The following is a 26,151-nucleotide window of genomic DNA, read 5'->3' on the forward strand; positions in this document are numbered from 1 at the left end:
GACTGATGTACCGCTATCGGGAGCAAGCCCCCGCCCACATAAAACACTGCAGGCCCCACGAGCGGAAAAATATCCTTACAATCGCGCTTTGTTAGCTGCCTAAGCAAGGATTCTGCAATGCACGCCGCCAACCCCCGCAAGGGGTACATCCTGGGCCTGAGTGCCTATGTCATCTGGGGTCTCTTCCCGCTCTACTTCAAAGCTATCGCCAGTGTCCCCGCCGCCGAAATCATCGTGCATCGCGTGCTGTGGTCAGCGCTGTTCGGCACGCTGCTGCTGATGGTCTGGAAACACCCCGGCTGGTTCCGCGAACTGCGCGATAACCCCCAGCGCCTGGCGATCCTGGCCCTCAGCGGCTCGTTGATTGCGGCTAACTGGCTGACCTATGTGTGGTCGGTGAACAGCGGACGCATGCTCGAGGCCAGCCTGGGTTACTACATCAACCCACTGGTGAACGTGTTGCTCGGCATGCTGCTCCTCGGCGAACGCCTGCGCCGCCTGCAATGGGTCGCCGTCGGGCTGGCAGCGGTGGGTGTGGCGCAGCAGGTGTGGCAGGTGGGCAGTTTGCCGTGGGTGTCGCTGGTGCTGGCGCTGACCTTCGGCTTCTATGGCCTGATCCGCAAGCAGGCGCCGGTCAAGGCGCTGCCGGGGCTGGTGGTGGAAACCTGGATGCTGGTACCGATCGCTGTCGCCTGGTTGCTGTTCAACCCCTCGGCACACAGCGCGCAACTGGCATTCTGGAGTACGTCCGAAGCCTGGTGGCTGGTGGCCGCCGGCCCGGTGACGCTGATCCCGCTGGTGTGTTTCAACGCCGCTGCGCGGCACTTGCCCTACACCGCCCTGGGCTTTTTGCAGTACGTGGCGCCGACCCTGGTGCTGCTCGAAGCGGTGCTGCTGTTTGGTGAACAACTGGCGCCCAGCACACTGATCGCCTTCGCCTTTATCTGGGCCGGCCTGGTGGTCTACAGCCTGGACGCGTGGCTGACGGTGCGCAAACGCTGATCAAATAACGTACAAAACTCTGCAAGCCACAGCCTGCCTGGCTTGAGACATCCACCCCAAGGTTATCCACAGCCTGATCCCCGCCATTTGTGTACAAGCCCTTGAAACTGCTCGTTTTTTGCTCAGTTGACGGAGAAGCACGGCCGGCGTGGCCTGGCGCCGGGTCTCTACAGGTTATCCACAGGCTCATGCAAGATTTCCATGCATAACCGTGTGGGTGGTTATTCCTCGCTGCGCAGTTCCAACTCCACCATCAAGTCGTCGGCCAGGGTTTCCAGGGCCGCTTGCAGGGTGTCCAGCGCCAGGCCCGCCGGCACGGCCAGTGACGCATCGGCGTGGAACAGCGGGTCGCCGCTCATCGGCGCCGGACGCACGTCGGTGCTCAGGCGTTCGAGGTTGACCCCCTGCTTGCTCAACAACGCGGTGATCTCACGCACGATCCCCGGCCGGTCGTTGCCCACCAGCGTCATGGTGATCGGTTTGGACGCCGCCGCCTGCCCGGCGCTGCTATCACCCACCAGCACACGGATGCCGTGTGTGGATAAGTCCTCCAGTGCATTCACCAGGGCCTGACGGTTCTCGGCGGGGACACTGACCCGCAGAATCCCGGCAAACTGCCCGGCCATGTGCGCCATGCGGCTCTCCAGCCAGTTGCCGCCGTGGGCCGCAATGTTCTGCGCGATGCGTTCAACCAGGCCGGGTTTGTCGGCGGCAATGATAGTGAGTACAAGATGGTCCATGGCGAAGCCCTCTGGAATTCAATCTACAAGGTGGACGCAGATGCCCACGAAGACAAATCGTGTACCATTTTTATATTTATCTGGAACAATCTATCGCTTTCTTGAGAACATCCGATACCCCACTGTGACCATACGACCAAAGTGGGTCGCTAAACGACGTATTTAGTCTAATTTTCACAACCGCAAGTCATCATGTAGTATGCGCAATCGCGCACTACATAAACGTTGGGTCGATGTCTGCCACGGCAACCTTGCTCCGCGACACAGCCTGCCCAGCCGCCTTCATAGGCATGTACCGGCGCAGCGTGCCTGCGGTTTAAATGGCCAGAGGCTTCATTGGTAAATTGAAAAGCTGAAAAGCGCATAAGCTCCGTAGAGTGAGGCAAGCAATGACTGAACACGTTCAAGTCGGTGGCCTGCAGGTCGCCAAAGTCCTGTTCGACTTCGTGAACAACGAAGCCATTCCCGGTACCGGCGTCACTGCCGACCAGTTCTGGGCCGGCGCCGACAAGGTCATCCACGACCTGGCACCGAAGAACAAAGCCCTACTCGCCAAACGCGACGATTTCCAAGCGCGGATCGACACCTGGCACCAGACTCACGCTGGCCAGGCGCATGACCCGGTGGCCTACAAAGCCTTCCTGCAAGATATCGGATACCTGCTGCCAGAAGCCGCAGACTTCCAGGCCTCGACCCAAAACGTCGATGACGAAATCGCCCGCATGGCCGGCCCCCAGCTGGTCGTGCCGGTGATGAACGCCCGTTTCGCCCTCAACGCCTCCAATGCGCGCTGGGGCTCGTTGTATGACGCGCTGTATGGCACCGACGCCATCAGCGAAGCCGACGGCGCCGAAAAGGGCCAGGGCTACAACAAGGTGCGCGGCGACAAGGTCATCGCCTTCGCCCGCGCCTTCCTCGACGAAGCCGCACCGCTCAGCGCCGGCAGCCACGTCGATTCCACCGGTTACAAGATCGTTGACGGCAAACTCGTGGTCAGTCTCAAAGGCGGCAGCAACAGCGGCCTGCGCGACGATGCCCAGTTGATCGGCTTCCAGGGCGACAGCGCCCAACCGATTGCAGTCCTGCTCAAACACAACGGCCTGCATTTCGAAATCCAGATCGATGCCAGCACCCCGGTCGGCCAGACCGACGCGGCCGGCGTCAAAGACGTGCTGATGGAAGCCGCGCTGACCACCATCATGGACTGCGAAGACTCCGTCGCCGCCGTCGATGCAGATGACAAAGTGGTGATCTACCGCAACTGGCTCGGCCTGATGAAAGGCGACCTGGCCGAAGAAATGGCCAAGGGCGGCAAGACCTTCACCCGCACCATGAACGCCGACCGCGTCTACACCGGCGTGGATGGCCAGGACGTGACGCTGCATGGTCGCTCGCTGCTGTTCGTGCGCAACGTTGGCCACTTGATGACCATCGACGCGATCCTCGACAAAAACGGCAACGAAGTACCGGAAGGCATTCTCGACGGCCTGCTCACCAGCCTGGCGGCGATCCACAGCCTCAATGGCAACAGCAGCCGCAAAAACAGCCGCACCGGTTCCGTGTACATCGTGAAACCGAAGATGCACGGCCCGGAAGAAGCCGCGTTCACCAACGAGCTGTTCGGCCGCATCGAAGACGTGCTGAACCTGCCGCGCAACACGCTCAAAGTCGGGATCATGGACGAGGAACGCCGCACCACGGTCAACCTCAAGGCCTGCATCAAGGCCGCCAGCGAGCGCGTGGTGTTTATCAACACCGGCTTCCTCGACCGCACCGGCGATGAAATCCACACCTCCATGGAAGCCGGCGCGATGGTGCGCAAGGCCGCGATGAAGACGGAAAAATGGATCAGCGCCTACGAAAACTGGAACGTCGATATCGGCCTGGCCACCGGCCTGCAAGGCCGTGCGCAGATCGGTAAAGGCATGTGGGCCATGCCCGACCTGATGGCGGCGATGCTCGAACAGAAAATCGCCCACCCACTGGCCGGCGCCAACACCGCCTGGGTGCCATCGCCGACAGCGGCGGCGCTGCACGCGTTGCACTACCACAAGGTCGACGTGTTCGCGCGCCAGGCCGAACTGGCCAAGCGCGAGCGTGCGTCGCTGGACGATATCCTGACCATCCCATTGGCCAGCAACCCCAACTGGTCGGACGAAGAAATCCGCAACGAGCTGGACAACAACGCCCAGGGCATCCTCGGCTATGTGGTGCGCTGGATCGACCAGGGCGTCGGCTGCTCGAAAGTGCCGGACATCAACGACATCGGCCTGATGGAAGACCGCGCCACCCTGCGCATCTCCAGCCAGCACATCGCCAACTGGCTGCGCCACGGCGTTGTCACTCAGGACCAGGTGATGGAAAGCCTCAAGCGCATGGCGCCGGTGGTGGACCGTCAGAATGCCGGGGATGCGCTGTACCGTCCGCTGGCACCGGATTTCGACAGCAACATCGCGTTCCAGGCGGCGGTGGAGTTGGTGATTGAAGGGACCCAGCAACCCAATGGTTATACCGAGCCGGTGTTGCACCGCAGGCGTCGGGAGTTCAAGGCTAAAAACGGCCTGTAAATGAAAAAGCCCTGATCTTGCGATCAGGGCTTTTTCTTTGAGGCTTGTGGTGACCGCAATGGCGCTATCGGGGGCAATCCCCCGATGAGGCCTTTACATACACCGCAAAAATCAGGAAGCCATCCCCAACTCCCGCTTCACCAACTTCGCCAACTTCACGCTATCAATCGGCTTGAGCAAAAAGTCCACCACGCTCAAATGCATCGCATCGATCACATCTGGCGCTTCGGCGTCCCCGGACATGATGATGATCGGCAACGCCGCTCGGGTAGAACTGCGCACCTGGCGAATCAACTGGAGGCCATTGCTCGGCGCCATGCGCAGGTCGGTGATCAGCAAGCCAATGGAACTGCTCGACTCCAGCAGTTTCCACGCCGTTTCACCACTCTCAGCGGTCATGCAGCGAATACCGTCCAGGCCCAGGATCTCCGCCAGCAGTTCGCGCGCGTCCTTGTCGTCGTCGACAATCAACACGCGTTGTGGCGGTAAATCAGGCTCCAGCATCACGGCGCTCAGCGCCTCGCGCTCGGCATCACTCAAAATATCGTGGTCGGACATACGGTTCTCAGCTAGCTCTCATCAATCTCCCTGCACACTCGTCAGACATCTGCGGAAGGCCGAACAATGTGCACTTCGTCGGAAAGTTTGCCTAGTGGGCGTTCTACGGGGTTTGGACGATAGTCATGTAAGGTTTTTCCCTAGTTATGCGCCGTTTTCATCGACCTAGACTTACGTCCAATGGGCACCCGCCGTGCAGGAGTCGACCATGCAGAACGATAACGACAAAAACATCGCGGTCATAGTTATGAGTAAAGCTGATGCATTCGACCAGGCGGGGAAAACTGCGGTGTTGCAGAACATCCACGGCACCTTGCAGTTCCTGCAACGCTTCCCACCGTTCAACCAAATGGAAAACGCGCACCTCGCGTTCCTGGTAGAGCAGTGCCAATTGCGCTTTTACGGCCCCGGCGACAGCATCCTCAAGCCGTCGGATGGGCCGGTGGAGCACTTCTATATCGTCAAGCAGGGGCGGGTTGTCGGCGAGCGGCCGGATTCGGCCGAAACCACCTTTGAGATTGCCACCGGCGAGTGCTTCCCCCTCGCGGCACTGCTGGGCGAACGCGCGACGCGCACCGAGCACAAGGCCGCCGAAGACACCTTCTGCCTGCAACTGAACAAGCCGGCGTTTATCAAGCTGTTCGCGCTGTCCAGCGAGTTCCGCGATTTCGCTTTGCGCGGCGTCAGCAGCCTGCTCGATCAGATCAACCAGCAAGTGCAGCAAAAGGCCGTGGAAACCCTCGGCACCCAATACTCCTTGAATACCCGCCTGGGCGAGTTGGCCATGCGCCACCCGGTGATGTGCGGCCCGGATACGCCGCTGCGCGAAGCGGTGACGCTGATGCACGAGCAACAGGTCGGCAGCATTGTGATCGTGGATGAGCACAAGGCGCCCCTGGGGATTTTCACCCTGCGCGATCTGCGCCAAGTGGTGGCCGACGGCACCAGCGATTTCACCCTCGCGATCGACGCGCACATGACCCCTGCGCCGTTCTTCCTCACGCCGGACCACAGCGCCTTCGATGCTGCCATCGCCATGACCGAGCGGCATATCGCCCACGTGTGCCTGGTCAAAGACCATCGCCTGTGCGGCGTGGTGTCCGAGCGCGACCTGTTTTCCCTGCAGCGTGTGGACTTGGTCCACCTGGCCCGCACCATCCGCAATGCGCCCAAGGTGGAAAACCTGGTGGCGATACGCGGCGAGATCGGCCAGTTGGTGGAGCGCATGCTCGCCCATGGCGCGTCGTCGACCCAGATCACCCACATTATTACGCTGCTCAACGATCACACCGTGTGCCGGGTCATCGAGTTGACCCTCGCCGACAAAGGCGACCCCGGCGTGCCGTTCACCTGGCTGTGTTTCGGCAGCGAAGGCCGCCGCGAGCAGACGCTCTACACCGATCAGGACAACGGCATCCTGTTCGACGCCAAGGACGCCGCCGAAGCGGCTGAGATTCGCGCGCGCCTGCTGCCCCTCGCGCAGCAGATCAACCAGAGCCTGGCACAGTGCGGCTTCACCCTGTGCAAAGGCAACATCATGGCCGGCAACCCCGAGCTGTGCCTGTCGCGGGCCGAATGGGCGCGACGGTTTGCGGCGTTTATACGCGAAGCGACGCCGGACAACCTGCTGGCGTCGACCATCTATTTCGACCTGCGGGTAGTGTGGGGCGATGAGCAGGGTTGTGAACAACTGCGCCAGGGCATTCTCGATCAGGTCGCGGATAACCGCCTGTTCCAGCGCATGCTGGCGGAGAACGCCTTGCGCCAACGCCCGCCGGTGGGACGCTTCCGCGAGTTCGTACTGACGCGCAAAGGCAGCGAAAAAGCCACCCTCGACCTCAAGGTGCAAGGCCTGACGCCCTTTGTCGACGGCGCGCGCCTGCTGGCCCTGGCCAACGACGTCCACGCCATCAACACCCTGGAGCGCTTGCGCCAGTTGGTGGTCAAGGAGGTGATCGAGCCGCTGGATGGCGCCGCCTATGAAGAGGCGTATCACTTTATCCAGCAAACCCGCATGCAACAGCACCAGTTGCAAACCCGGGAAAACCTGCCGTATTCCAACCGCGTCGACCCCGAGAGCCTCAACCACCTGGACCGGCGCATCCTGCGTGAATCCCTGCGCCAGGCCCAGCGCCTGCAAAGCAGCCTGACCGTGCGGTATCAGTTGTGAGCCTGTTTGGTTGGTTGCGCACGGCCAAACCCCATCTCGACGCAACGCAACGCCAGCGCCTGGAGCAATTGCCCCTGCCTATCGCGCTGGGCGACGTTGCCTTGCGCAGCCAGCGCTGGGTGGTGCTGGACCTGGAAACCAGCGGCCTGAACCTGAACCGCGACCAAGTGTTATCCATCGGTGCCGTGGTGATCGAGGACGGCGCGGTGGACTTTTCGCAAATGTTCGAGCGCACGCTGCAACGCGCCGAAACAAAACTGAACCCCGCCGTGCTGATCCACGGCCTCGGCCCCAGTGCAATCGCCGCCGGCAGTGACCCAGTGGACGCGCTGCTGGATTTCATGGACTTCGTCGGCGACAGCCCCTTGCTGGCCTTCCATGCGCCGTTCGATCAACACATGCTGGGCCGGGCGCTCAAGGACAGCCTGGGTTATCGCCTGGCCCATTCGTTCCTCGACGTGGCCGACATCGCCCCGCTGCTGTGCCCCGAGGCGCCGATCCGCGAAGCCGGGTTGGATGACTGGATCAACTACTTCCACCTGCAGGTGGGCGAACGCCACCACGCCAGCGCCGACGCCCTGGCCACGGCGGAACTGATGCTCATCCTGCTCAGCCGCGCGCGCCAGCAGCACATCGACACGCCACGCGCCCTGCAAGCACGTTTGAGCCAATGGAAACGGCGTAAACAAGCGCCCTCGTTTTAATAGCATCTCCCGACAGACGCCAATTGCGCCGGCTCCACGCCTCTGACACAATCGCGAATAATTCTCGTTATTTTAAACTTGTTTATTCGGTGATGCCTTGTCGTCGGTCCAGCCCCCCCACAGTGAGCTTGTTGGCGCGTTGTATCGCGACCATCGCGGCTGGCTGCTGGCGTGGCTGCGGCGCAACGTGGCCTGCCCGAGCCGCGCCGAAGACCTGAGCCAGGACACCTTCATGCGCCTGCTCGGCCGCGACGGGTTACGCGAACCCCGCGAGCCGCGCGCCTTTCTGGTGGCGATCGCCAAGGGCTTGTTGTTCGACTACTTCCGCCGCGCCGCCCTGGAACAGGCCTACCTCAGCGAATTGATGCTGATCCCGGAAAGCGAACACCCGTCGCCAGAAGACCAGCAACTGATCCTCGAAGACCTCAAGGCCATCGACCGCCTGCTCGGCACACTGTCGAGCAAGGCCCGCGCCGCGTTCCTCTACAACCGTATCGACGGCCTGGGCCACGCCGACATCGCCCGGCGCCTCGGCGTGTCGGTGCCGCGCGTGCGCCAGTACCTGGCCCAGGGCATCCGCCAGTGCTACATCGCGCTGTACGGCGAGCCGTTATGAGCGCGGTCAGTTGCAAACCGGTGGCGGCCCGGGTGCTGGATGCGGCGATTGCCTGGCAACTGTCCCTCGACTCAGGCGACGGCAGCGCCGTGGAACAGGAAGGATTCGCCAAGTGGCTGGCCAGCGATGCCGAACATGCCCGCGCCTGGCACCAACTGGGCCTGCTCGACCAGCGTTTCAGCGTGGCCTCGGGCCCAGCGCGTGCGGCGTTGTTGCACTCACGCGAGGGCATTCGCCAGCGTGTACGCAAACTCGGCAGCGGCCTGGCGAGTATCGCGCTGGTGTGCGGCCTGGCCTTGTTTGCCGCTGAACGTTATGGGCCGCTCGACTATTGGCTGGCCGATCAACGTACCGCCACCGGCGAACAACGCACGCTGACACTGGCGGACGGCACGCAGATCAACCTCAACACCCACAGCGCCATCGATGTGCGTTTCGATGAAACGCGCCGGCTGATCGTGTTGCAGGAAGGCGAAATCCTCGTCGAAACCGGCCACAACGATGCGCGCCCGTTCTATGTGCAAACCCGCGACGGCAGCCTGCGCGCGCTGGGCACGCGGTTTATCGTCAAGCGCGAGGACGACGCCACGCGCCTGAGCGTGCTGCAATCGGCGGTGGCCGCCCAACCCGAGGCGTTGCATCAGGCGCAGGTCTTCAAGGCCGGCCAGCAAGTGCTGATGCGCAGCGACAGCCTCGGCCCGCTGCTGGCCGTCACCCCCGCCACCGACGCCTGGACCCGCGGCATGCTGGTGGTGGACAACGCCCGCCTGGGCGATGTGGTCGAGGAACTGAGCCGTTATCGCCGTGGCCACCTGGGTGTGGATAACCGGGTGGCCGACCTGCGCATCACTGGCAGCTTCCCGCTGCACGACACCACTCTGGCGCTGAATGCCCTGCTGCCGACCCTGCCGGTGCAGATCGAGCAGCGCACGCCGTGGTGGGTGACGGTGAAGGGCAAGCCCTAGGTCCAGCGGTGTCTGAGCGATTGCTATCGCGAGCAAGCCCGCTCCCACCTTCGACCGCGTTCAGCCAGACATAACGCGATCAAAGGTGGGAGCGGGCTTGCTCGCGATGAGGCCCTCAAGAACACCGAATAGCCCCAGGCAAACATTATTTTCATCTGGCCCTATCACTTTTCGAATCTCGCTCGGCACAGGGGTAATTGCGAATTACTTCCATTCAGGAGCCGCCCCATGTCCCGCACGCTAGACACCTTGTTGCGCCCCAGCCTGTTAGCCGTGGCTATTGCCCTCAGCACCCCGCTGGCCAGCACCGTGCTGATCGCCGCCGAGCAAGCGTCCAACGTGCGCGCCTACAACCTGCCCGCCGCGCCATTGGCCACCACCCTGAACCAGATCGCCAGCCAGGCCGGCCTCGCGCTGACCCTCAGCCCGGCACTCGCCGCAGGCAAAACCTCCGCGCCGGTCCAGGGCCAGTTCGATGCGCAAGGCGCACTGAGCGAGGCACTGCGCGGCACCGGGTTGCAAGTGGAGCAGAGCAGCGCGGGGACTTACACGCTGGTGGCGATCGCCGAAGGGGCCGTGGCGTTGCCGCAGACCCGCATCGTTGCCCAAGGCAACGCTGAAAGTGCCTGGGGCCCGGTGCAAGGCTACCTGGCGACGCGTACCGCCGCCGGCACCAAGACCGATACCGCGCTGGTCGAAGCGCCGCGCTCGATCTCCGTCGCCACCCGCGAGCAGATGCAGGACCGCAACGTGCAGAACCTCGATGACGCGGTCAAATACATGCCCGGCATCGTGTCCGCCAGCTACGGCAGCGACACCCGCTACGACTGGATGCGCGTGCGTGGCTTCGAGCCCACCCAGTTCCTCGACGGTCTGCCGTTGCCACGCGGCGTGTACGCCAACCCGAAAGCCGAAACCTGGAACCTCGACCGCATCGCCTTGCTGCGCGGACCGGCGTCGTCGGTGTATGGCCAGACACCGCCTGGCGGCCTGCTGGACATGGTCAGCCGGCGTCCCAGCGCCGAATCGAGCCATGCTATTCAAGTGCAATACGGCAGTGACAACTATCGCCAGATCAATTTCGCCAGCACCGGCAAGATCGATGATGAAGGCCAGTTCCTTTACGGCGTCAGCGGCGTGGTACGGGATGCCGGCACCCAGGTCGACCACATCGACAACAAGCGCTACAACATCGCCCCCAGCCTGACCTGGAACATCGACACCGACACCCAGCTGACCCTGCTCTCGCAATTCACCCGCGACGATACCGGCACCACCAGCCAGTTCCTGCCGATCCAGGGCACCAAGATCAAATCGCCCCTGGGCGAGATCTCCCACCACAAGAACCTCGGCGATCCGGACTACGAGTTCTACGACCGCACCTACTACGCGCTGGGCTATGCCTTCGAACATCGCTTCAACGACACCTGGCAGTTCAAGCAGAACCTGCGCTACACCAAGTCGCAGTTGTCGTTCCAGCAACTGACCGTGGGTTCCTATGCCTACTCCCCGGCTGACGCTGCGGGCACCATCACTCGCTCCACCACCAACGTTGACGAGAACATCGGTCAGTTTGCGCTGGACAACCACTTCCAGGCTGACTTCACGACCGGCGACGTGACCCACACCGTGTTGCTCGGCCTGGATCACCAGCGCACCGATACCGCCTTCCGGACGATCTACGGTACGGCGTCGAGCATCAACATTTTCAACCCGGTCAACACCGTGCCCACGGTCCGCCCGACCGGCGATGCGTATTACGACTACAACCAGAAAACCGTACAGACCGGCCTCTACGCGCAAGACCAGATGGCCCTGGACAACTGGCGCCTGACCCTGGGCGGACGCGAAGACTGGGTGCACCAGGGCACCACCTACTTCAACAAACTGGATGCGACCAACACGGATCGCAGCAAGAATTTCAGCGGCAACGCGGCACTGAGCTATGTGTTCGATTCTGGCTTTGTGCCGTACCTGTCCTACGCCGAATCCTTCCAGCCGGCGAGCAACGCCAGCGTCGACCCGGTCAAGTCGTACAAGCCCACCGAAGGCCAGCAATGGGAACTGGGGATCAAGTACCAGCCGCCCGGCTCCACGACGCTGCTGAGTGCGGCGGTCTATGACCTGACCCAGAAAAACGTGCTGGTGACCCGAATCGGCTCGGGTAACCAGTCGATCACCGACCAGGCCGGCGAAGTGAAGGTCAAGGGCCTGGAGCTGGAAGCGGTGTCTGACGTGACCGAGAACCTCAAGGTCATCGCCGCCTACACCCTGGCCAAGTCCGAGGTGCAAACAGGCATCTACAAAGGCAACCGCCTGCAACTGATGCCCAATCAGCAAGCCTCGCTGTGGACCGATTACACCTGGCACACCGGTGTGCTCGACGGTTTCGGCATCGGCTTCGGCGCCCGTTACACCGGCAATACCTATGGCGACCAGGCCAATACCTGGCTGGGCAAGGCCAATGCCTACACGGTGTTCGACGGCGCGGTGCATTACGACCTGGGCCGCCTGGACAACAGCCTGAAAGGTGCCTCGGTGAAGCTGAACGCCACCAACCTGTTCAACAAGGACTACCTGTCGACCTGCGATGGCAGCTACTGCTACTTCGGCGACCAACGCAGCGTCGTCGCCAGTGCCACCTACCAGTGGTAACCGACTGGGTTAACCACCCGGCCGCCCCAAAGGGCGGCCTGGGCGTGTCCGAAGGCTAGAACATGAAAAGCACCACCATCCGCCGCTGGTCCTTTATCCACACCTGGGCCAGCCTGATCTGCACGGTGTTCCTGCTGCTGCTCGCCCTCACTGGCCTGCCGTTGATTTTCCACCACGAGATCGATCACCTGCTAGGCAACGAGCCACAACTGGCGCAGCTGCCCGCTGATACGCCGCTGCTGAACCTTGAGCAACTGGTGGCCAAGGCCCAGGCCCATCGCCCCGGCGAAGCCATGCAGTACCTGGCCTGGGACGACGACGACAAAAACGGCGTGATCGCAATCATGGCCGCCACCGCTGGCACCGAACCCAACGCCTCCCACACCTTCATGCTCGATGCACGCACCGGTGAAGCGGTCGCGATGCCGTCGGCCAACGGCGGCTTTACGCTGTTCCTGCTGCGCCTGCATGTGGATATGTTCGCCGGCCTGCCGGGCAAGTGGCTGCTGGCGTTCATGGGCCTTCTGTTCGTGCTCGCGATTGTCTCGGGCACCGTGCTGTACCTGCCGTTCATGCGCCGCTTGAAATTCGCCACCGTGCGCCAGGACAAGTCCACCCGCCTGCGCTGGCTCGACCTGCATAACCTGATCGGCGTGGTCACCCTGACCTGGGCGCTGGTGGTCGGCGTGACGGGCGTGATCAGTGCCTGTGCCGACCTGATCATCGCCGCCTGGCGCACCGACAGCCTCAGCGCGATGGTCGAACCGTACAAGCACGCGCCGCCGCTGACCCAGCGCGCACCGGCCAGCGATCTGCTCAAGATCGCCGCTGAGGCCGCGCCCGGCATGCAGCCGGACTTCATCGCCTTTCCCGGCACACGCTTTTCCAGCGAGTACCATTACGCCGTGTTCATGAAGGGCAGCACGCACCTGACCGCGCACCTGCTCACCCCCGTGCTGATCGACGCCAGCACGCTCGCCGTCACCGCCATCGCCAAACGGCCGTGGTACATGGACGCCATGGGCATGTCTCAGCCGCTGCATTTCGGCGACTACGGCGGCATGCCGATGAAAATCCTCTGGGCGGTGCTGGATGGGCTGACCCTCATCGTGCTCGGCAGCGGTGTTTACCTGTGGGTCGTCAGACGCAAGGCAGGCAAGGCATGAGGCCGCGTCAGTCGAGTTTCTGGAAGGTGTTTGGCATTCCCCTGGGGATCGGCCTGCTCAGCGCGGCCGGTTTGTTTGCCGCGCTACTGGGGGATGGGTGGTGGGATGCGCTGAGCTGGGTCGGGTTGGGTGTTCCTGCGGTCATTGGGGCTTGGAGGTTGTTCAGGCGGCGCGGTTGAGGACGCCATCGGGGGCAAGCCCCCTCCCACATTCGACCGCATTTCAAAGGCAGAACTCGGTCAACTGTGGGAGGGGGCTTGCCCCCGATGAGGCCCTCAAGAACCCCAAAAATCCCCCTCGCCAGCCACTGCGCAACCCTCTGGGCTAGCGTGCTCGGCAGCGGTGTTTACCTGTGGGTCGTCAGACGCAAGGCAGGCAAGGCATGAAGCCGCGTCAGTCGAGTTTCTGGAAGGTGTTTGGCATTCCCCTGGGGATCGGCCTGCTCAGCGCGGCCGGTTTGTTTGCCGCGCTGCTGGGGGATGGGTGGTGGGATGCGCTGAGCTGGGGCGGGTTAGGTGTTCCTGCGGTCATTGGGGCTTGGGGGTTGTTCAGGCGGCGCGATTGAGGACGCCATCGGGGGCAAGCCCCCTCCCACATTCGACCGCATTTCAAAGGCAGAACTCGGTCAACTGTGGGAGGGGGCTTGCCCCCGATGAGGCCCTCAAGAACCCCAAAAATCCCCCTCGCCAGCCACTGCGCAACCCTCTGGGCTAGCGTGCTCGGCAGCGGTGTTTACCTGTGGGTCGTCAGACGCAAGGCAGGCAAGGCATGAAGCCGCGTCAGTCGAGTTTCTGGAAGGTGTTTGGCATTCCCCTGGGGATCGGCCTGCTCAGCGCGGCCGGTTTGTTTGCCGCGCTGCTGGGGGATGGGTGGTGGGATGCGCTGAGCTGGGTCGGGTTGGGTGTTCCTGCGGTCATTGGGGCTTGGGGGTTGTTCAGGCGGCGCGGTTGAGGACGCCATCGGGGGCAAGCCCCCTCCCACATTCGACCGCATTTCAAAGGCAGAACTCGGTCAACTGTGGGAGGGCGCTTGCCCTCGATGAGGCCCTCAAGAACCCCAAAAATCCCCCTCGCCAGCCACTGCGCAACCCTCTGGGCTAGCGTGCTCGGCAGCGGTGTTTACCTGTGGGTCGTCAGACGCAAGGCAGGCAAGGCATGAAGCCGCGTCAGTCGAGTTTCTGGAAGGTGTTTGGCATTCCCCTGGGGATCGGCCTGCTCAGCGCGGCCGGTTTGTTTGCCGCGCTGCTGGGGGATGGGTGGTGGGATGCGCTGAGCTGGGGCGGGTTAGGTGTTCCTGCGGTCATTGGGGCTTGGGGGTTGTTCAGGCGGCGCGATTGAGGACGCCATCGGGGGCAAGCCCCCTCCCACATTCGACCGCATTTCAAAGGCAGAACTCGGTCAACTGTGGGAGGGGGCTTGCCCCCGATGAGGCCCTCAAGAACCCCAAAAATCCCCCTCGCCAGCCACTGCGCAACCCTCTAGGCTAGCGACGGTCCATCCAGAGGAATGCCCATGTCCGCTCCCAGCATGACCCTGTTCCACAACCCCGCTTCGCCGTTCGTGCGCAAAGTCCGCGTGTTGCTGGCTGAAACCGGCCAGCAGGACCGTGTGGCCCTGCTGCTCTGCATGCCGACACCCGTCAACCCGGACGTACAACTGGTCAACGAAAACCCGGTGGGCAAGATCCCGGCCCTGCGCCTGCCCGATGGCACGGTGCTGCACGACAGCCGGGTGATCCTCGATTACCTCGACCACCAGCACGTCGGCAACCCGCTGATCCCCCGTGACGGCTCGGCCCGCTGGCGCCGCCTGACCCTGGCCTCGATGGCCGACGGCATCATGGATGCCGCCGTGCTGGTGCGTTACGAGAGCGCCCTGCGCCCGCCGGAAAAACACTGGGCCCCGTGGCTCGACGAACAGCGCAACAAGATCCGCCGTAGCCTGGCGGAGCTGGAAGCGGATGCGATTGCCGAACTGGCCAGCCACTTCGATATCGCCGCGATCAGCGTGGCCTGCGCCTTGGGTTACCTGGACTTCCGTCACCCGGACCTGCAATGGCGCGACGCCACCCCCCGGCTTGCCGCCTGGTACGCCGAAGTCAGCCAGCGGCCTTCGATGCTTGAGACACAGCCACCCGTGTGATTGCGCGAGTCTAGTGTGGCGAGGGCGCTTGCTCCCGCTTGGGCGCGAAGCGCCCCTGCAGTCCAACGGGAGCAAGCGCCCTCGCCACACAAAACCACTGGTTAATCCGCACGACCAGTTCTGCTCGCAGCCGCTGATCCTCACGCAACCCGATCATTGCACCGCCTCCAGATCAAATGCCAACGGCTCGGCCGCCTTGCGCTTGCCCACGCCGTACCAATCCAGTTTGCGTGTCAGCACCATCACCGTGCCCAGCAGGCCGAACAGCAGCAGCGAGCCCATCAGCAGCGCGTAGTCCTCGGCACTCAACAGCCCGTACAACAAGCCATACAACGCCGCCAACCCTGCCGAGAACCCCAGGCCATGGACGACGCTGCGCAGCACATGGCACACGTAGAAACCAATCAACAACACACAGGCACTGGCGGAGATCAGGTACGCCAAGGCAAAGCCCAGGTGCTCGGACAACGACAACAACAGCAGGTAGAAAAACGCCAGGGCAACCCCCACCAGGGCGTACTGGATCGGATGCACCGCCAAGCCCTTGAGCACTTCGAACAGGAAGAAACCGGCAAAGGTCAGGGCGATGAACAGCAGCGCGTATTTGATCGCGCGGTCGCTCTTGAGGTACTGGTCCACCGGGTCGATGAAGTTCACCCCGAAGCTGCGGTTGTTGAAGTCGTCACAGCCTCGCTCGGTCAGGCAACTGCGCAGGGCCTCTTCGAGGTTGGTGGAGAAAAATGAGGTCTGCCAGTTGGCACTGAAGCCCTTGTCGGTGACTTCCCGCTGCACCGGCAGGAAGTTGCCGATAAAGCTCGGGTGCGGCCAATTGGAGGCGAGTGCAACCTGGCTGGTCTTGCCCACCGGCACCACTTGCAGTTGCTCGGTGCCTTGCAGGCGCAGGTCGAAGGCGAAGTCCAGCGCGGCCGGTTTTTTGCTGTCCTGCTCGGGGAGCGCCACATGCACGCCCTCGCCCAGCCACTCCACCTGGGTGCCTGGCGAGAACTCTAGACGCTGGCTGCCCAGCTCCAGTGTCAGCGCGTTTTCGATGCCGCGAATATCGCTGATACCCACCGCCAGAAACGCCGGCTCAAAGCGATAATCGGCGAAATCCTCCTTGATCCCCCATTGCTCGGGCAACGCAAAGCGTCCGCTGATGCGGTTGTCGGCGTGGAACAGCCGTGCCTGGTAGATGCCACGCGCGCGCAGTTCGGTTTGCACCCGGCCGTCGAGTTCAAAATGCTCCGGCAGGAAATACAGACGACCGCGCACTTCACGCGTTTCCTCGTAGCGCTTGTTGAGTTTTTCATTGAGCTTCCACTCACGGACGGTCTTGCGGTACGGCACCACCATCACCGGGCCGGTGAGGCGCTGGCTGTAGCTGGAGCTGCGGGCGATGTCCATCAGGACACTGTCGCGAGTGTATTGGCGGTCGGCGATGATGCCGTTGATCATCAGCAATGGAATCAGCAATAGCAGGATCAATAGCGCAATCGCGCCCAGTTTGAAAAGCAGGCTGCGGTTCATGGGACTCTCCCTGTTTGGATGGGCAGAGCGTGAGCCGCGCGTGTGGGGGATTTATGTGGGCACTGTGGAGACTGTATGGAGATGCAGCACCACTTGCACGCCACCTTGCACATTGCCGATCTGCAAGGTGCCGCCGTGCAGCTTCATCACTTCCTCGACAAAGTTGAGGCCCAGCCCGGTGCTCTTGCGCCCGCTGGCCGGGCGGGGCAGCGAGTAGAAGCGCTCGCTCAGGCGCGGCAAGGCGTAGTCGGGGATCGGCGCGGCCTGGTTGAACAGCGTGAACTGCACAGCGTTATGGAGGGTCTGTGCGCTGAACCGCAACACCCCGCCCGCCGGTGTGAAGTCCAGGGCGTTGTCGAGCAGGTTGCCCAGGGCCTGGCGCAGCAGGAAGGGTTCGCCGAAGACCGCCACCTCAGCGCCGATCATGTGTTCAACGTGTAAGCCGGCGCCTTCGATGCGTGCGCATTGAGCCTTGAGCACATCGTCGACCAACGCGGCCAGCGAGAGACTCGCCTGCGCCTCCAAGCCCTGGCGTTGCTCGACTTGCGCCAGGTTCAGCAAGCGCTCGATCAACTGCTGCAGGCGCTTACTTTCAGTGTCGATATTGGCGACAAAGCGCTGTTGCTGCTCACGGCTCATGTCGCCCTGCAACAGCTCCGCCGCGCCGCGAATCGCCGCCAGCGGGCTCTTCAATTCGTGGGTCAGGGTGTGTACGTAATGCTCGACGTAGGCCTTGCCCTCCAGTTGCGTGCGCATGTGCTCCACGGCGGTGGACAACTGCTTCAGCTCGCCGCCACGGTAATGGGGCAATTCGGCGCGTCGACCCTCGCTGACCGCCTCGGCATACGCGGTGAGCCGACGCAGTGCCACGCTCAACCACCATGACAACAGCGCGCCGAGCAGCAGGCCGAGGATCACCAGCCCGGTGCCGTACCACAGCAAACGCCGCTCAGTGCGGTCGACATAGGGCTGCAACGAGCTATTCGGCTTGGCCACCGTGACCACGCCGATGATCTGGCCGTTGTCGCGAATCGGCGCGCCCACGTGCATCACCGACGAGGCTGGGTCATCCGGTGCGCTGCGGGTGGAACGTGCGCCGTATTCGCCGCGCAGGGTCAGGTACACGTCGTTCCATTTGGAATAGTCCTGGCCCACGGCTTCGCCGCTGGAGTCGAGCAACACCGTGCCGTTGGCGTCGGTCACGTAGATGCGGTGGTTGACCTGGTTTTTCGGCAGGCCCCAGATGGTCGCGCCCGGCTGGCGGGTGCCGTAGGCCTTGAGCAGCTCCGGCCAGTGGCTTTGGCCGAGGGTGCCGTGCTTGACGTCATTGCGCAGGATTTCCGCCAGCAGGTTGGCGGTGTCCACCAGGGTTTCCTCGGTGGACTGGCGCACGCCGGGGCGGATTTCCTTCATCACGGTGCTCAGCACGAAGTAACCGGTGAGGCCGATAAACAGCGCGTAGACCAGGAAAATCCGCAGCCCCAGGCGCATCAGCTGTGGCTCGGGCTGTAGCTGTAGCCCAGGCCGCGATGGGTCTGGATCGGTTCGGCCTGCGCCGCCACGCTGCGTAGTTTGCTGCGCAGGCTTTTGATATGGCTGTCGATATTGCGCTCGTAACCGGCATCGGCCGGCACGCCGACCGCGTCCAACAGCTGTTCGCGGCTGAACACACGCTCGGGCTGTTCCAGCAGGCTTTGCAGCAGGCGGAACTCATGACGGGTCAGGCTCAGTGCCAGGCCCCGGTAGCTGATCTGCATGCGCTCCAGATCGACCTGGAACAACGCCGGTGCGACGCCTTGGCCGACACGTTTGAGGATCGCCCTGACCCGCGCCGCCACTTCGCGCGGGCTGAACGGCTTGACCACATAATCGTCGGCACCGATTTCCAGCCCGACCACGCGGTCGATCTCGCTATCGCGGGCACTGAGAAACATCACCGGCACTTCACTGAAACGCCGCAGTTGCTTGCAGGTTTCAAAGCCGCTGATGTCGGGCAGGCCGATGTCGAGGATGATCAGGTCGGCCGGCGTCTGGCGCTGGTGGGCCAGCGCCTCCTGGCCAAGGCTCAGCCAAGTGGTGGTGAAGCCTTCGCCTTGCAGGGCGAAGACCAGCGTGTCGGCTATCGCCGCTTCGTCTTCGACAATCAGGATGTGCGGCATGGCGGTCCGTCAGCAGTCCGGTTTGTCAGCGGTGTAGCGACGCGCCGGGTTCACCGCTGCGCCGAACTCACGCAGGGCCTTGGCGCCGATCAGCAGCGGGTAGTTGAAGCTGCTGCGGTCGGTGAGGTTGACCTCGACGGTGCGCTTGACGTTGCCCAGGCACATTTCCAGGTCGATCACCGGGCGCGTGGCCACGGTGGCTTCTTCCTTGTCCTCGTCTTCGTCGGCGCGGCTCTTGATCTTGCTGATGCGCGCTACCTTGTGTTCGTAGACTTTGTTGCCAGCATCCTTGCCGCCAACGCGAAAGCGCACCCAGTCGTCGCCGTCACGGGTGAAGGTCTCGATGTCACGGGCCGACAGCGAGGCGGTCAGCGCGCCGGTGTCCATCTTGGCCTTGAAGGTTTCGCCGATCTCCGGCAACTGGATGTATTCGTAGCGACCGTAAAGGGTCGGTTCGGCGGCCATGACCGGCAAGGCCGCCAGGGCGAGCGAGGCAAGGAGCAGTTTCACGAAGTGATTTCCTCGGAAAGAAGTGGGCGAATTCTAGACCGCAAAGGCAGCACTTAGTTAGTTCTACGACCATACCCGGCACATTGTGAAACATTCGTGGGGCGATTTGCGATTTGGCCTCTAGACGCCGCTCTCTTATCATGGCCTGCCCACAGGATTCCAAGAGTTACTTATGCGCCGCCTGCTCACCGGCTGTTTCGTCTCACTGCTGCTCCTGCTCAACACCCTGGTCCTGATCGGACCGCTGACGGTGTTGGCCCTGCTCAAACTGGTCGCCCCCGGGCGCTATCGCGATGACGCGTCATGGGCCGTGATGTGGATCGCCGAGACCTGGGCCGAAATCGACAAACTGATCTTCGCGCTGTGCATCCCGACCCAATGGGACATTCGCGGCGCAGACGACCTGCGTCGTGACACCTCCTATCTGGTGATCAGCAATCACCAATCCTGGGTCGATATCCCCGCGCTGATCCAGGCCCTCAACCGCCGCACGCCGTTCTTCAAGTTTTTCCTGAAGAAAGAACTGATCTGGGTACCCTTCCTGGGCCTGGCCTGGTGGGCGCTGGATTATCCGTTCATGAAGCGCTACAGCAAGGCGTTCCTGGCCAAGCACCCGGAACTGGCGGGCCAGGACCTGAAGATCACCCGGCAGGCCTGCGAGCTGTTCAAGCGCCAGCCAGTGACGGTGGTCAACTATCTGGAAGGCACACGCTTCAGCGCGACCAAGCATGCCCAGCAACACTCACCGTTTACCCGCCTGCTCAAGCCCAAGGCCGGTGGCGTGGCGTTCGTATTGGCGGCGCTGGGCGAACAACTGGACGCGGTGCTCGACGTCACCGTGGTCTATCCGCAAGCGAAGATTCCGGGGTTCTGGGACTTGATCAGCGGCGCGGTGCCGAAGGTGATCATCGACATCCGCACCCGTGAACTGGACCCGGCGTTATGGCAGGGGGACTACGAAAACGACCCGGCGTTTCGCCAGGCCGTGCAGAACTGGGTCAACCAGCTCTGGAGGGAGAAGGATCAGCGGATTCAGCAACTGCGAAGCACAACTGCTGAAGCCTGATTGCCAACGTAACCGTTACGAACGTTTAGGCCACGTGGCCGAATTATCGCCGGTACGCCATTGGTGCTGTCTTTCGATGGTGTCGTGATTGTTCACCGCATCAGCCTGCTCCTGGCTCGCGTGGACAGGCGCTTTTTCTTGCTCTGCAGCAGCGGGCTTATGGGTAGTTGCTTGGAGATATGCAGCGTTAGCGAGAGTGCTGAAGGTGTTAACGATGTTCATGGACGATTCCTACCTAACTGGATTGAAGAATCCACTCCAGGAGGGTTAATTTTCCTGGAGCGGTCTGCGTAGGTGGTGAAACGTCCCACACGGTTCCTCGAGAGATGTTGCGTCGTATTGCCAAAAAGGTGCTGACCAAATGCGGGCAACGCCCTTAGCTACCGGTGCCCCAAGCCTGGGCCAGTTTGCCCAGCAGCGAACTGTTGGCACCCTGGCCGCCCAGGTATTGCAGGATCACCGGGGCAAATTGGCCGACCATGCCGCTGTCCATGCCCAGCGCGCTGAACGCGGTGTTCAGGTCGTTGGTGTTCTTCACGTTACCCAGCAGGCCGTCCAAGCCGCTGGTCTTGCTGCCACCGCTCTGGCCAAGCATCCCACTCAAGGCGCCGAGGCTGCCCAACGCATTGCTGCCCGACAGTTGATCGAGGCCCGGCACGCTTTTGCCCAGTTGCGAATAGTCGGAGCCACTCAGTTGGTTCTTGGCCAGGCCGAGCATGGCACCGGTGCCGCCGACGGCTTGCTCGGGGGTGACATTCAATTGTGAGGTCAGGGCACTCAGCAAGCCGGCCGTCTCGGACGACGGTGCGGCGGCAGCGGCTTTGTTGTTACCGCCCTGCATGCCGGAAATCGCATTGGCCGCGTCGCCAAGGCTGAATCCGGCGGCGAACACCGGGCCGGCTGCCAGGGTCATCAGGCAGGAAAGGGCGAAACCGCGTGAAATCTTCATCGAAACAACCTCAGGATGTAGGGGTAAAAGCAGGCGTTTGACTGGCCTTTGCGTCACTTGTTCCAAACCCGCTCAGGAACCCAACTGTGATACGCCGGTCCATGAACTGACTACAAAATTTGTCAGGAAGCGACTTATGACTGCGATCCAACCCCAAGTGATTGATCACGAGCCTTCATTCTGGAGCCGTCCGCGCCTGTTCATAGGCGCCTGCGCAGTCGTGGCTGCCGGCGTCGGCGCCGCACTCTACACCCAGGACACCGTCAAATCCGCCGCCACGCTGGTGACCACCACCCAGCAGCCGGCGGCGCAGATCATGGCCCACAAGGACTACCTGGAAGTGCAGCCGATTGCCTCGACGGCGCCCGCTCCTGATCAAAGCCTGGAACTGTGGGCGATTCCCGAAGACGGCACACCGGTGTCCCTCGGCCTGTTGCCCGAAGATGGCAAAGGCATCATCGGCTTGAACCCACGCCAGCAGGAATCCATCAGCAAACCGGTGGATTTGATGGTGAGTTCGGAAACCAAGGGTGGGTCGGTGAGCAAGCAACCGACCGGGCCGACGGTGTATCAAGGCGCGCTGGCGACTCGCTAAGCCACAGGCACCACAAAACCCTGTGGGAGTGGGCTTGCCCGCGATAGCGGAGTTTCAGTCAATGTTGCAGGGACTGTCACACCGCTATCGCGGGCAAGCCCACTCCCACATTTGATCGTCGGCGCCCAGGCGACTTGCTCCCGGCGAAGGATGGCGCTTATAGTTCGGCGGTCGTCCACATGGCGACACGGGTTTGGCGACTCGATGGATATAAAGCATGCAAAAGCACCTGCTCCTTTGTAGGTTTTTTTGCACGCGCAAAGCTGCTCTATGGCGGCTGTACGCGGGAGACCTACGGGTCTGCCGGCTTTGCTTTATTCCCCGGTTCGCCAACCTGCGTATAGCTGCCACCCATTCGTTTGGCGACGTGTGAGTAGCAGCCTCACTCTCTGGAATAAAGGTTAAAACATGAACCGATACATGCCGCTCACCGGCCACGACAGCACCACCCCTTCCCTGCTCATCGACACCCAAGTCCCCCTCGACGTCCTCCACGACGCCGCCGTCTACCGCATCCGCGCAGTGACCCAAGTCATGGAAAACCTGGCGTTTCGCGAAGGCCTGCAAACCGACACGATCGTCCTCCAGGACTTCGCCCTGCTTTGTGCCATTCCGTTGCGCGATGGGTGTGATTTGCTCGACGTGATCAGCCGGCGCTTGCAGGCTTAAACACCAGAGGCAAAAGGGGCGACGCCCTGTCGCCCTTTCTCCTGCCTAGGGTAAGCAACTCTACGAAACCTGAACATCGTGACAGCTCACTCAAAACAGCCTCTCACAGGCTCACCCAGACAGGAGCTGTAACGATCATGATCGGATTGATACCCAACCTTTTCTCAGGCTTCAACCTATTCAGCGCACAGCAAAAACACACACCCGCCGATATAGACCAGTGCCCCGCCCCCAGCAACATCCAATCCAAAGCCTACACAGACCCCGCCCTGCCCCCACCGTATGGCGAAGGCTATCAATACACCGCCAATGCCAATGGCAAAACGTGGTCGGGGCAAACGGCAGGGACCAACGATGACTATCTGGACTCAGAATATGCACTAAAGGCAGAAGCCATCAACGAACGGGACGACAAGGTTCATTGTGATTACGGTGCAAAGCGCTTGATAAAAAACGGCGAGGGGGTCGACCCCTACCTGCGCCTCACAACGCTCAAATGACTAACGTATTGTCAGCGTCCGCCTGGAGTTATTTAGCCCATGCCTGAAACGCCAACAACAGATACAACCAAACAAAAAGAAATATCCCCCATGCAAAAAAGCCATAGCCAACTGTCAACTCTCACAGTATCAACAGCCAACCCGTCTATCTAGAATTGAGTTCCCAAATCAATCCGGGACATCGAGATGAACTCTAAACTTACGTTGGGAATGTTGGCCATCATGGCTTTTACTGGGAGCGCTTATGCTGCGGATATCAGTATCTGCCCAAAAGTCGAGGACATAACGGCAGTTCCTTTCAAAGACACTGACCCCGTCGTCGCGACTGAGAAAGTCAAAGACGCCGTAAGAGGAGAATTTGCCAATGCATTTAAATACAAAGCCTCCTCTGGCGGAAAACAATGGACAGGTGAAGTACACGGTTCCAACGACACTTACCTTGAAGACAAGTACGAACTAAAAGCAGAGACTGCTCAGGAGGCTAACGGAAAACTATTCTGCAACTACGGCGGAAAAACAATTGAAGTACCGTGGACAAATGAGAAGGGCGAGCCAGAAACTATAAAATCGACCGCTAACCTTAGACTCTCGACCCCACTCTAATTGATAAGGGCGCCCGTCGGGGCGCCCTTATTTTTTGCTCTGGCATTTACGCCGCGCTGAACAACTTATGCGGATCAATCACAAACTTCTTCGGCACACCCGCATCAAACTCGCCATACCCACGCGGCGCGTCATCCAGGCTGATCACCTCAACCCCCACGATGTCGGCAATGTGAATACGGTCCCACATGATCGCCTGCATCAGTTGGCGGTTGTACTTCATCACCGGCGTCTGCCCGGTGTGGAAGCTGTGAGATTTGGCCCAGCCCAAACCAAAGCGGATGCTCAGGCTGCCCATTTTCGCAGCGGCGTCGACGGCGCCTGGGTCTTCGGTGACGTACAGCCCGGGGATGCCGATCTTGCCCGCCACGCGCACCACGCCCATCAGTGAGTTGAGCACGGTGGCCGGGGCCTCCGCCTTGGCGCCGTCATGCCCGTGGCCGCGTGCTTCGAAGCCCACGCAGTCGACCGCGCAGTCCACTTCCGGCTCACCGAGCAGGGCGGCGATTTGTTCGTGCAGCGGGGTGTCGGTAGACAGGTCGACCACTTCAAACCCTTGCGCCTTGGCGTGGGCCAGGCGGATGGAATTGACGTCGCCGATGATCACCACCGCCGCGCCCAACAGGCGCGCGGAGGCGGCAGCGGCCAGGCCGACCGGGCCGGCACCGGCGATGTACACGGTGCTGCCTGGGCCAACGCCGGCAGTGACGGCGCCGTGGTAGCCGGTGGGCAGGATGTCGGAGAGGCAGGTCAGGTCGCGGATTTTCTCCATGGCCTTGTCGCGGTCCGGCAGTTTCAACAGGTTGAAGTCGGCGTAAGGCACCAGCACGTATTCGGCCTGGCCGCCGGTCCAGTCGCCCATGTCGACATAGCCGTAAGCGCCACCGGCACGGGCCGGGTTGACGGTGAGGCACACGCCGGTGTGTTGCTCTTTGCAGGAGCGGCAGCGGCCGCAGGCGACGTTGAAGGGCACGGACACCAGATCGCCGATTTTCAGGTTCTCGACGTCGCTGCCCTTCTCGATCACTTCACCGGTGATCTCGTGACCGAGCACCAGGCCGGTCTGGGCGGTGGTGCGGCCGCGCACCATGTGTTGATCGGAGCCGCAGATGTTGGTGGAGACCACGCGCAGGATGACGCCGTGTTCAATCTTCCTGCCACGCGGGTCCTGCATTTTGGGATAGTCGATTTTCTGTACTTCGACCTTGCCGTTGCCGAGATACACGACACCACGATTACCAGACATGCTTTCACCTCGCTGTTGTTTTTATGGAAGCGCGTTGCCCGTGGGTGGGCAGCGCGTTGAGTGCTCGGGTACAGATGCTGTTTTTGCGTTGTTAGTAATGGCCCTATCGGGAGCAAGCCCCCTCCCACAGTTGAATGTGTTCACAAATCAAAATGTGGGAGGGGGCTTGCTCCCGATGGCGTCAGTCAGAGCACCACCGTTCGATTGGCATTCAAAAACACCCGCCGCTCAATGTGATACCCCACCGCCCTGGCCAGGGTCAGCCCTTCAATATCGCGCCCCTTGGCAATCAAGTCCTCGGGATAGTGACTGTGATCCACCACCTCCACACCCTGGGCGATGATCGGGCCTTCATCCAGGTCGTTGTTGATGTAATGCGCCGTCGCGCCGACCAGCTTCACGCCCTTGTTGTACGCCTGGTGATACGGCTTGGCGCCCTTGAACCCCGGCAACAATGAGTGGTGGATATTGATCGCCTTGCCATCGAGCTTGCGGCACAGCTCCGGCGACAGCACTTGCATGTAGCGCGCAAGAATCACCAGTTCGGCGCCGGTCTGTTCAATCACTTGCCACACCTGACGCTCCTGGGACGGTTTGTCGTGGGGGTCTAGGGCGAAGTGGTGGTAGGGAATCTGGTGCCAGTCGGCCAACGGCTTCAGATCGGCGTGGTTGGACACCACCGCGACCACGTCCATCGACAGTTGGCCGATACGCTGGCGATACAGCAAGTCGTTCAGGCAGTGATCAGCCTTCGACACCATGATTACCACTTTGGGCCGGTAGTTCGGCGCCGTCAGCTCAAAGATCATCCCAAACGCTTGCCCGCGCGCGGCCAGGCCATCACGGAACGCTTGTTCATCGAAACCGTCCGGCTGACGAAACTCCACGCGGATAAAAAAGCGCGCTGACAACCGGTCATCGAACGAGTGGTGCTCAGTGACGTAGCAACCCTGCTCGAACAGGTAGCGGGTGACCGCGTCCACCGTGCCGAGCACGCTGGGGCAGTCGGCGGTCAAAATCCATGTATCGGGTGCGCGGCTCAT

28 protein-coding genes are annotated in these 26,151 nt (G+C 61.9%); 18 read left to right on the top strand and 10 right to left on the bottom strand.

Going from position 1 to position 26,151, the window contains the following annotated elements; genetic code table 11:
• Positions 1-117 precede the first annotated feature (117 nt).
• Positions 118-1,002: an EamA family transporter RarD gene (rarD, locus tag ACS5Q8_RS26750; RefSeq protein ID WP_276195184.1), complete on the top strand. Its 885-nt coding sequence runs from the start codon at positions 118-120 to the stop codon at positions 1,000-1,002.
• 221 nt (positions 1,003-1,223) lie between these two features.
• On the opposite strand, the gene ACS5Q8_RS26755 is transcribed toward rarD, so the two are convergent.
• On the bottom strand, positions 1,224-1,742 hold the full coding sequence (locus ACS5Q8_RS26755; protein WP_276195185.1) for a glycine cleavage system transcriptional repressor: 519 nt from the start codon (positions 1,740-1,742) through the stop codon (positions 1,224-1,226).
• Between the two features lie 389 nt (positions 1,743-2,131).
• On the opposite strand from ACS5Q8_RS26755, the gene ACS5Q8_RS26760 reads away from it, so the two are divergent.
• Positions 2,132-4,309, top strand: a complete 2,178-nt coding sequence (locus ACS5Q8_RS26760) for a malate synthase G (RefSeq protein WP_276195186.1) — start codon at positions 2,132-2,134, stop codon at positions 4,307-4,309.
• 111 nt (positions 4,310-4,420) lie between these two features.
• Here ACS5Q8_RS26760 and ACS5Q8_RS26765 read toward each other — a convergent pair whose 3' ends face one another.
• Positions 4,421-4,867 carry a response regulator gene (locus tag ACS5Q8_RS26765; RefSeq protein WP_247403154.1) on the bottom strand — a complete coding sequence of 149 codons (447 nt, stop codon included), beginning with the start codon at positions 4,865-4,867 and terminating at the stop codon, positions 4,421-4,423.
• Between the two features lie 247 nt (positions 4,868-5,114).
• Between ACS5Q8_RS26765 and ACS5Q8_RS26770 the strand changes: the two genes are divergently transcribed.
• The 11 genes from ACS5Q8_RS26770 (at position 5,115) to ACS5Q8_RS26820 (ending at position 15,284) form a co-directional block, all read left to right on the top strand.
• Entirely contained in the window at positions 5,115-7,037 is a 1,923-nt protein-coding gene (locus ACS5Q8_RS26770; protein WP_276195187.1) for a DUF294 nucleotidyltransferase-like domain-containing protein, read from the top strand.
• A complete protein-coding gene (locus ACS5Q8_RS26775; RefSeq protein ID WP_276195188.1) occupies positions 7,034-7,741 on the top strand; it encodes a 3'-5' exonuclease in 708 nt (235 codons plus the stop codon). Before ACS5Q8_RS26770 ends, ACS5Q8_RS26775 begins: the two co-directional genes overlap by 4 nt.
• Positions 7,742-7,838: 97 nt before the next feature.
• Entirely contained in the window at positions 7,839-8,357 is a 519-nt protein-coding gene (locus tag ACS5Q8_RS26780; protein WP_253399741.1) for an RNA polymerase sigma factor, read from the top strand.
• Positions 8,354-9,322, top strand: coding sequence for a FecR family protein (locus tag ACS5Q8_RS26785; protein ID WP_465159625.1), 969 nt, complete (start codon positions 8,354-8,356; stop codon positions 9,320-9,322). The genes ACS5Q8_RS26780 and ACS5Q8_RS26785 overlap by 4 nt, the downstream gene beginning before the upstream one ends.
• A 228-nt stretch (positions 9,323-9,550) precedes the next feature.
• On the top strand, positions 9,551-11,977 hold the full coding sequence (locus ACS5Q8_RS26790; RefSeq protein WP_443694690.1) for a TonB-dependent siderophore receptor: 2,427 nt from the start codon (positions 9,551-9,553) through the stop codon (positions 11,975-11,977).
• A gap of 62 nt (positions 11,978-12,039) precedes the next feature.
• Positions 12,040-13,143 carry a PepSY-associated TM helix domain-containing protein gene (locus ACS5Q8_RS26795; RefSeq protein WP_276195191.1) on the top strand — a complete coding sequence of 368 codons (1,104 nt, stop codon included), beginning with the start codon at positions 12,040-12,042 and terminating at the stop codon, positions 13,141-13,143.
• The gene (locus ACS5Q8_RS26800; RefSeq protein WP_443694689.1) at positions 13,140-13,322 is read left to right on the top strand and encodes a hypothetical protein; all 183 of its coding nucleotides are present in this window, start codon (positions 13,140-13,142) and stop codon (positions 13,320-13,322) included. The genes ACS5Q8_RS26795 and ACS5Q8_RS26800 overlap by 4 nt, the downstream gene beginning before the upstream one ends.
• Before the next feature lie 203 nt (positions 13,323-13,525).
• The gene (locus ACS5Q8_RS26805; RefSeq protein WP_465159626.1) at positions 13,526-13,708 is read left to right on the top strand and encodes a hypothetical protein; all 183 of its coding nucleotides are present in this window, start codon (positions 13,526-13,528) and stop codon (positions 13,706-13,708) included.
• A gap of 203 nt (positions 13,709-13,911) precedes the next feature.
• Positions 13,912-14,094, top strand: a complete 183-nt coding sequence (locus ACS5Q8_RS26810; protein WP_276195192.1) for a hypothetical protein — start codon at positions 13,912-13,914, stop codon at positions 14,092-14,094.
• Positions 14,095-14,297: 203 nt separating this feature from the next.
• Positions 14,298-14,480: a hypothetical protein gene (locus ACS5Q8_RS26815; RefSeq protein ID WP_465159626.1), complete on the top strand. Its 183-nt coding sequence runs from the start codon at positions 14,298-14,300 to the stop codon at positions 14,478-14,480.
• A gap of 174 nt (positions 14,481-14,654) precedes the next feature.
• Positions 14,655-15,284 (top strand): glutathione S-transferase, encoded by a 630-nt coding sequence (locus ACS5Q8_RS26820; RefSeq protein WP_465159627.1) that lies wholly within the window; start codon positions 14,655-14,657, stop codon positions 15,282-15,284.
• Between the two features lie 153 nt (positions 15,285-15,437).
• On the opposite strand, the gene creD is transcribed toward ACS5Q8_RS26820, so the two are convergent.
• From creD to rloA2, 4 genes are read right to left on the bottom strand one after another with little or no spacing between them, the layout of a single operon-like run.
• Positions 15,438-16,811 (bottom strand): cell envelope integrity protein CreD, encoded by a 1,374-nt coding sequence (creD, locus tag ACS5Q8_RS26825; RefSeq protein WP_465159628.1) that lies wholly within the window; start codon positions 16,809-16,811, stop codon positions 15,438-15,440.
• 51 nt (positions 16,812-16,862) lie between these two features.
• On the bottom strand, positions 16,863-18,302 hold the full coding sequence (gene creC / locus ACS5Q8_RS26830; RefSeq protein ID WP_276195195.1) for a two-component system sensor histidine kinase CreC: 1,440 nt from the start codon (positions 18,300-18,302) through the stop codon (positions 16,863-16,865).
• Positions 18,302-18,970 carry a two-component system response regulator CreB gene (gene creB / locus ACS5Q8_RS26835; RefSeq protein ID WP_426102280.1) on the bottom strand — a complete coding sequence of 223 codons (669 nt, stop codon included), beginning with the start codon at positions 18,968-18,970 and terminating at the stop codon, positions 18,302-18,304. The genes creC and creB overlap by 1 nt, the downstream gene beginning before the upstream one ends.
• Positions 18,971-18,979: 9 nt before the next feature.
• Entirely contained in the window at positions 18,980-19,480 is a 501-nt protein-coding gene (gene rloA2 / locus ACS5Q8_RS26840; protein ID WP_426102278.1) for a retropepsin-like aspartic peptidase RloA2, read from the bottom strand.
• A 172-nt stretch (positions 19,481-19,652) separates the two neighbouring features.
• Between rloA2 and yihG the strand changes: the two genes are divergently transcribed.
• Positions 19,653-20,546 (top strand): 1-acylglycerol-3-phosphate O-acyltransferase, YihG family, encoded by an 894-nt coding sequence (gene yihG / locus ACS5Q8_RS26845; protein ID WP_276195198.1) that lies wholly within the window; start codon positions 19,653-19,655, stop codon positions 20,544-20,546.
• A 15-nt stretch (positions 20,547-20,561) separates the two neighbouring features.
• Here yihG and ACS5Q8_RS26850 read toward each other — a convergent pair whose 3' ends face one another.
• Both ACS5Q8_RS26850 and ACS5Q8_RS26855 read right to left on the bottom strand, forming a co-directional pair.
• Positions 20,562-20,768: a hypothetical protein gene (locus ACS5Q8_RS26850; protein WP_276195199.1), complete on the bottom strand. Its 207-nt coding sequence runs from the start codon at positions 20,766-20,768 to the stop codon at positions 20,562-20,564.
• A gap of 154 nt (positions 20,769-20,922) precedes the next feature.
• The gene (locus ACS5Q8_RS26855; RefSeq protein WP_247404327.1) at positions 20,923-21,495 is read right to left on the bottom strand and encodes a DUF2780 domain-containing protein; all 573 of its coding nucleotides are present in this window, start codon (positions 21,493-21,495) and stop codon (positions 20,923-20,925) included.
• A 136-nt stretch (positions 21,496-21,631) separates the two neighbouring features.
• Here ACS5Q8_RS26855 and ACS5Q8_RS26860 point away from each other — a divergent pair, with 136 nt between their 5' ends.
• The 4 genes from ACS5Q8_RS26860 (at position 21,632) to ACS5Q8_RS26875 (ending at position 23,862) form a co-directional block, all read left to right on the top strand.
• Positions 21,632-22,090: an anti-sigma factor domain-containing protein gene (locus ACS5Q8_RS26860; protein WP_465159629.1), complete on the top strand. Its 459-nt coding sequence runs from the start codon at positions 21,632-21,634 to the stop codon at positions 22,088-22,090.
• 408 nt (positions 22,091-22,498) lie between these two features.
• On the top strand, positions 22,499-22,759 hold the full coding sequence (locus ACS5Q8_RS26865) for a hypothetical protein (protein ID WP_247404332.1): 261 nt from the start codon (positions 22,499-22,501) through the stop codon (positions 22,757-22,759).
• A gap of 137 nt (positions 22,760-22,896) precedes the next feature.
• Positions 22,897-23,259 (top strand): hypothetical protein, encoded by a 363-nt coding sequence (locus tag ACS5Q8_RS26870; protein ID WP_426102272.1) that lies wholly within the window; start codon positions 22,897-22,899, stop codon positions 23,257-23,259.
• A 186-nt stretch (positions 23,260-23,445) separates the two neighbouring features.
• Entirely contained in the window at positions 23,446-23,862 is a 417-nt protein-coding gene (locus ACS5Q8_RS26875; RefSeq protein WP_276195203.1) for a hypothetical protein, read from the top strand.
• A 46-nt stretch (positions 23,863-23,908) separates the two neighbouring features.
• Here ACS5Q8_RS26875 and fdhA read toward each other — a convergent pair whose 3' ends face one another.
• The gene (gene fdhA, locus ACS5Q8_RS26880) at positions 23,909-25,108 is read right to left on the bottom strand and encodes a formaldehyde dehydrogenase, glutathione-independent (protein WP_048722231.1); all 1,200 of its coding nucleotides are present in this window, start codon (positions 25,106-25,108) and stop codon (positions 23,909-23,911) included.
• Between the two features lie 185 nt (positions 25,109-25,293).
• On the bottom strand, positions 25,294-26,151 hold the full coding sequence (gene purU, locus ACS5Q8_RS26885; RefSeq protein ID WP_247407268.1) for a formyltetrahydrofolate deformylase: 858 nt from the start codon (positions 26,149-26,151) through the stop codon (positions 25,294-25,296).

The organism is Pseudomonas sp. PAMC25584, from assembly GCF_058135675.1.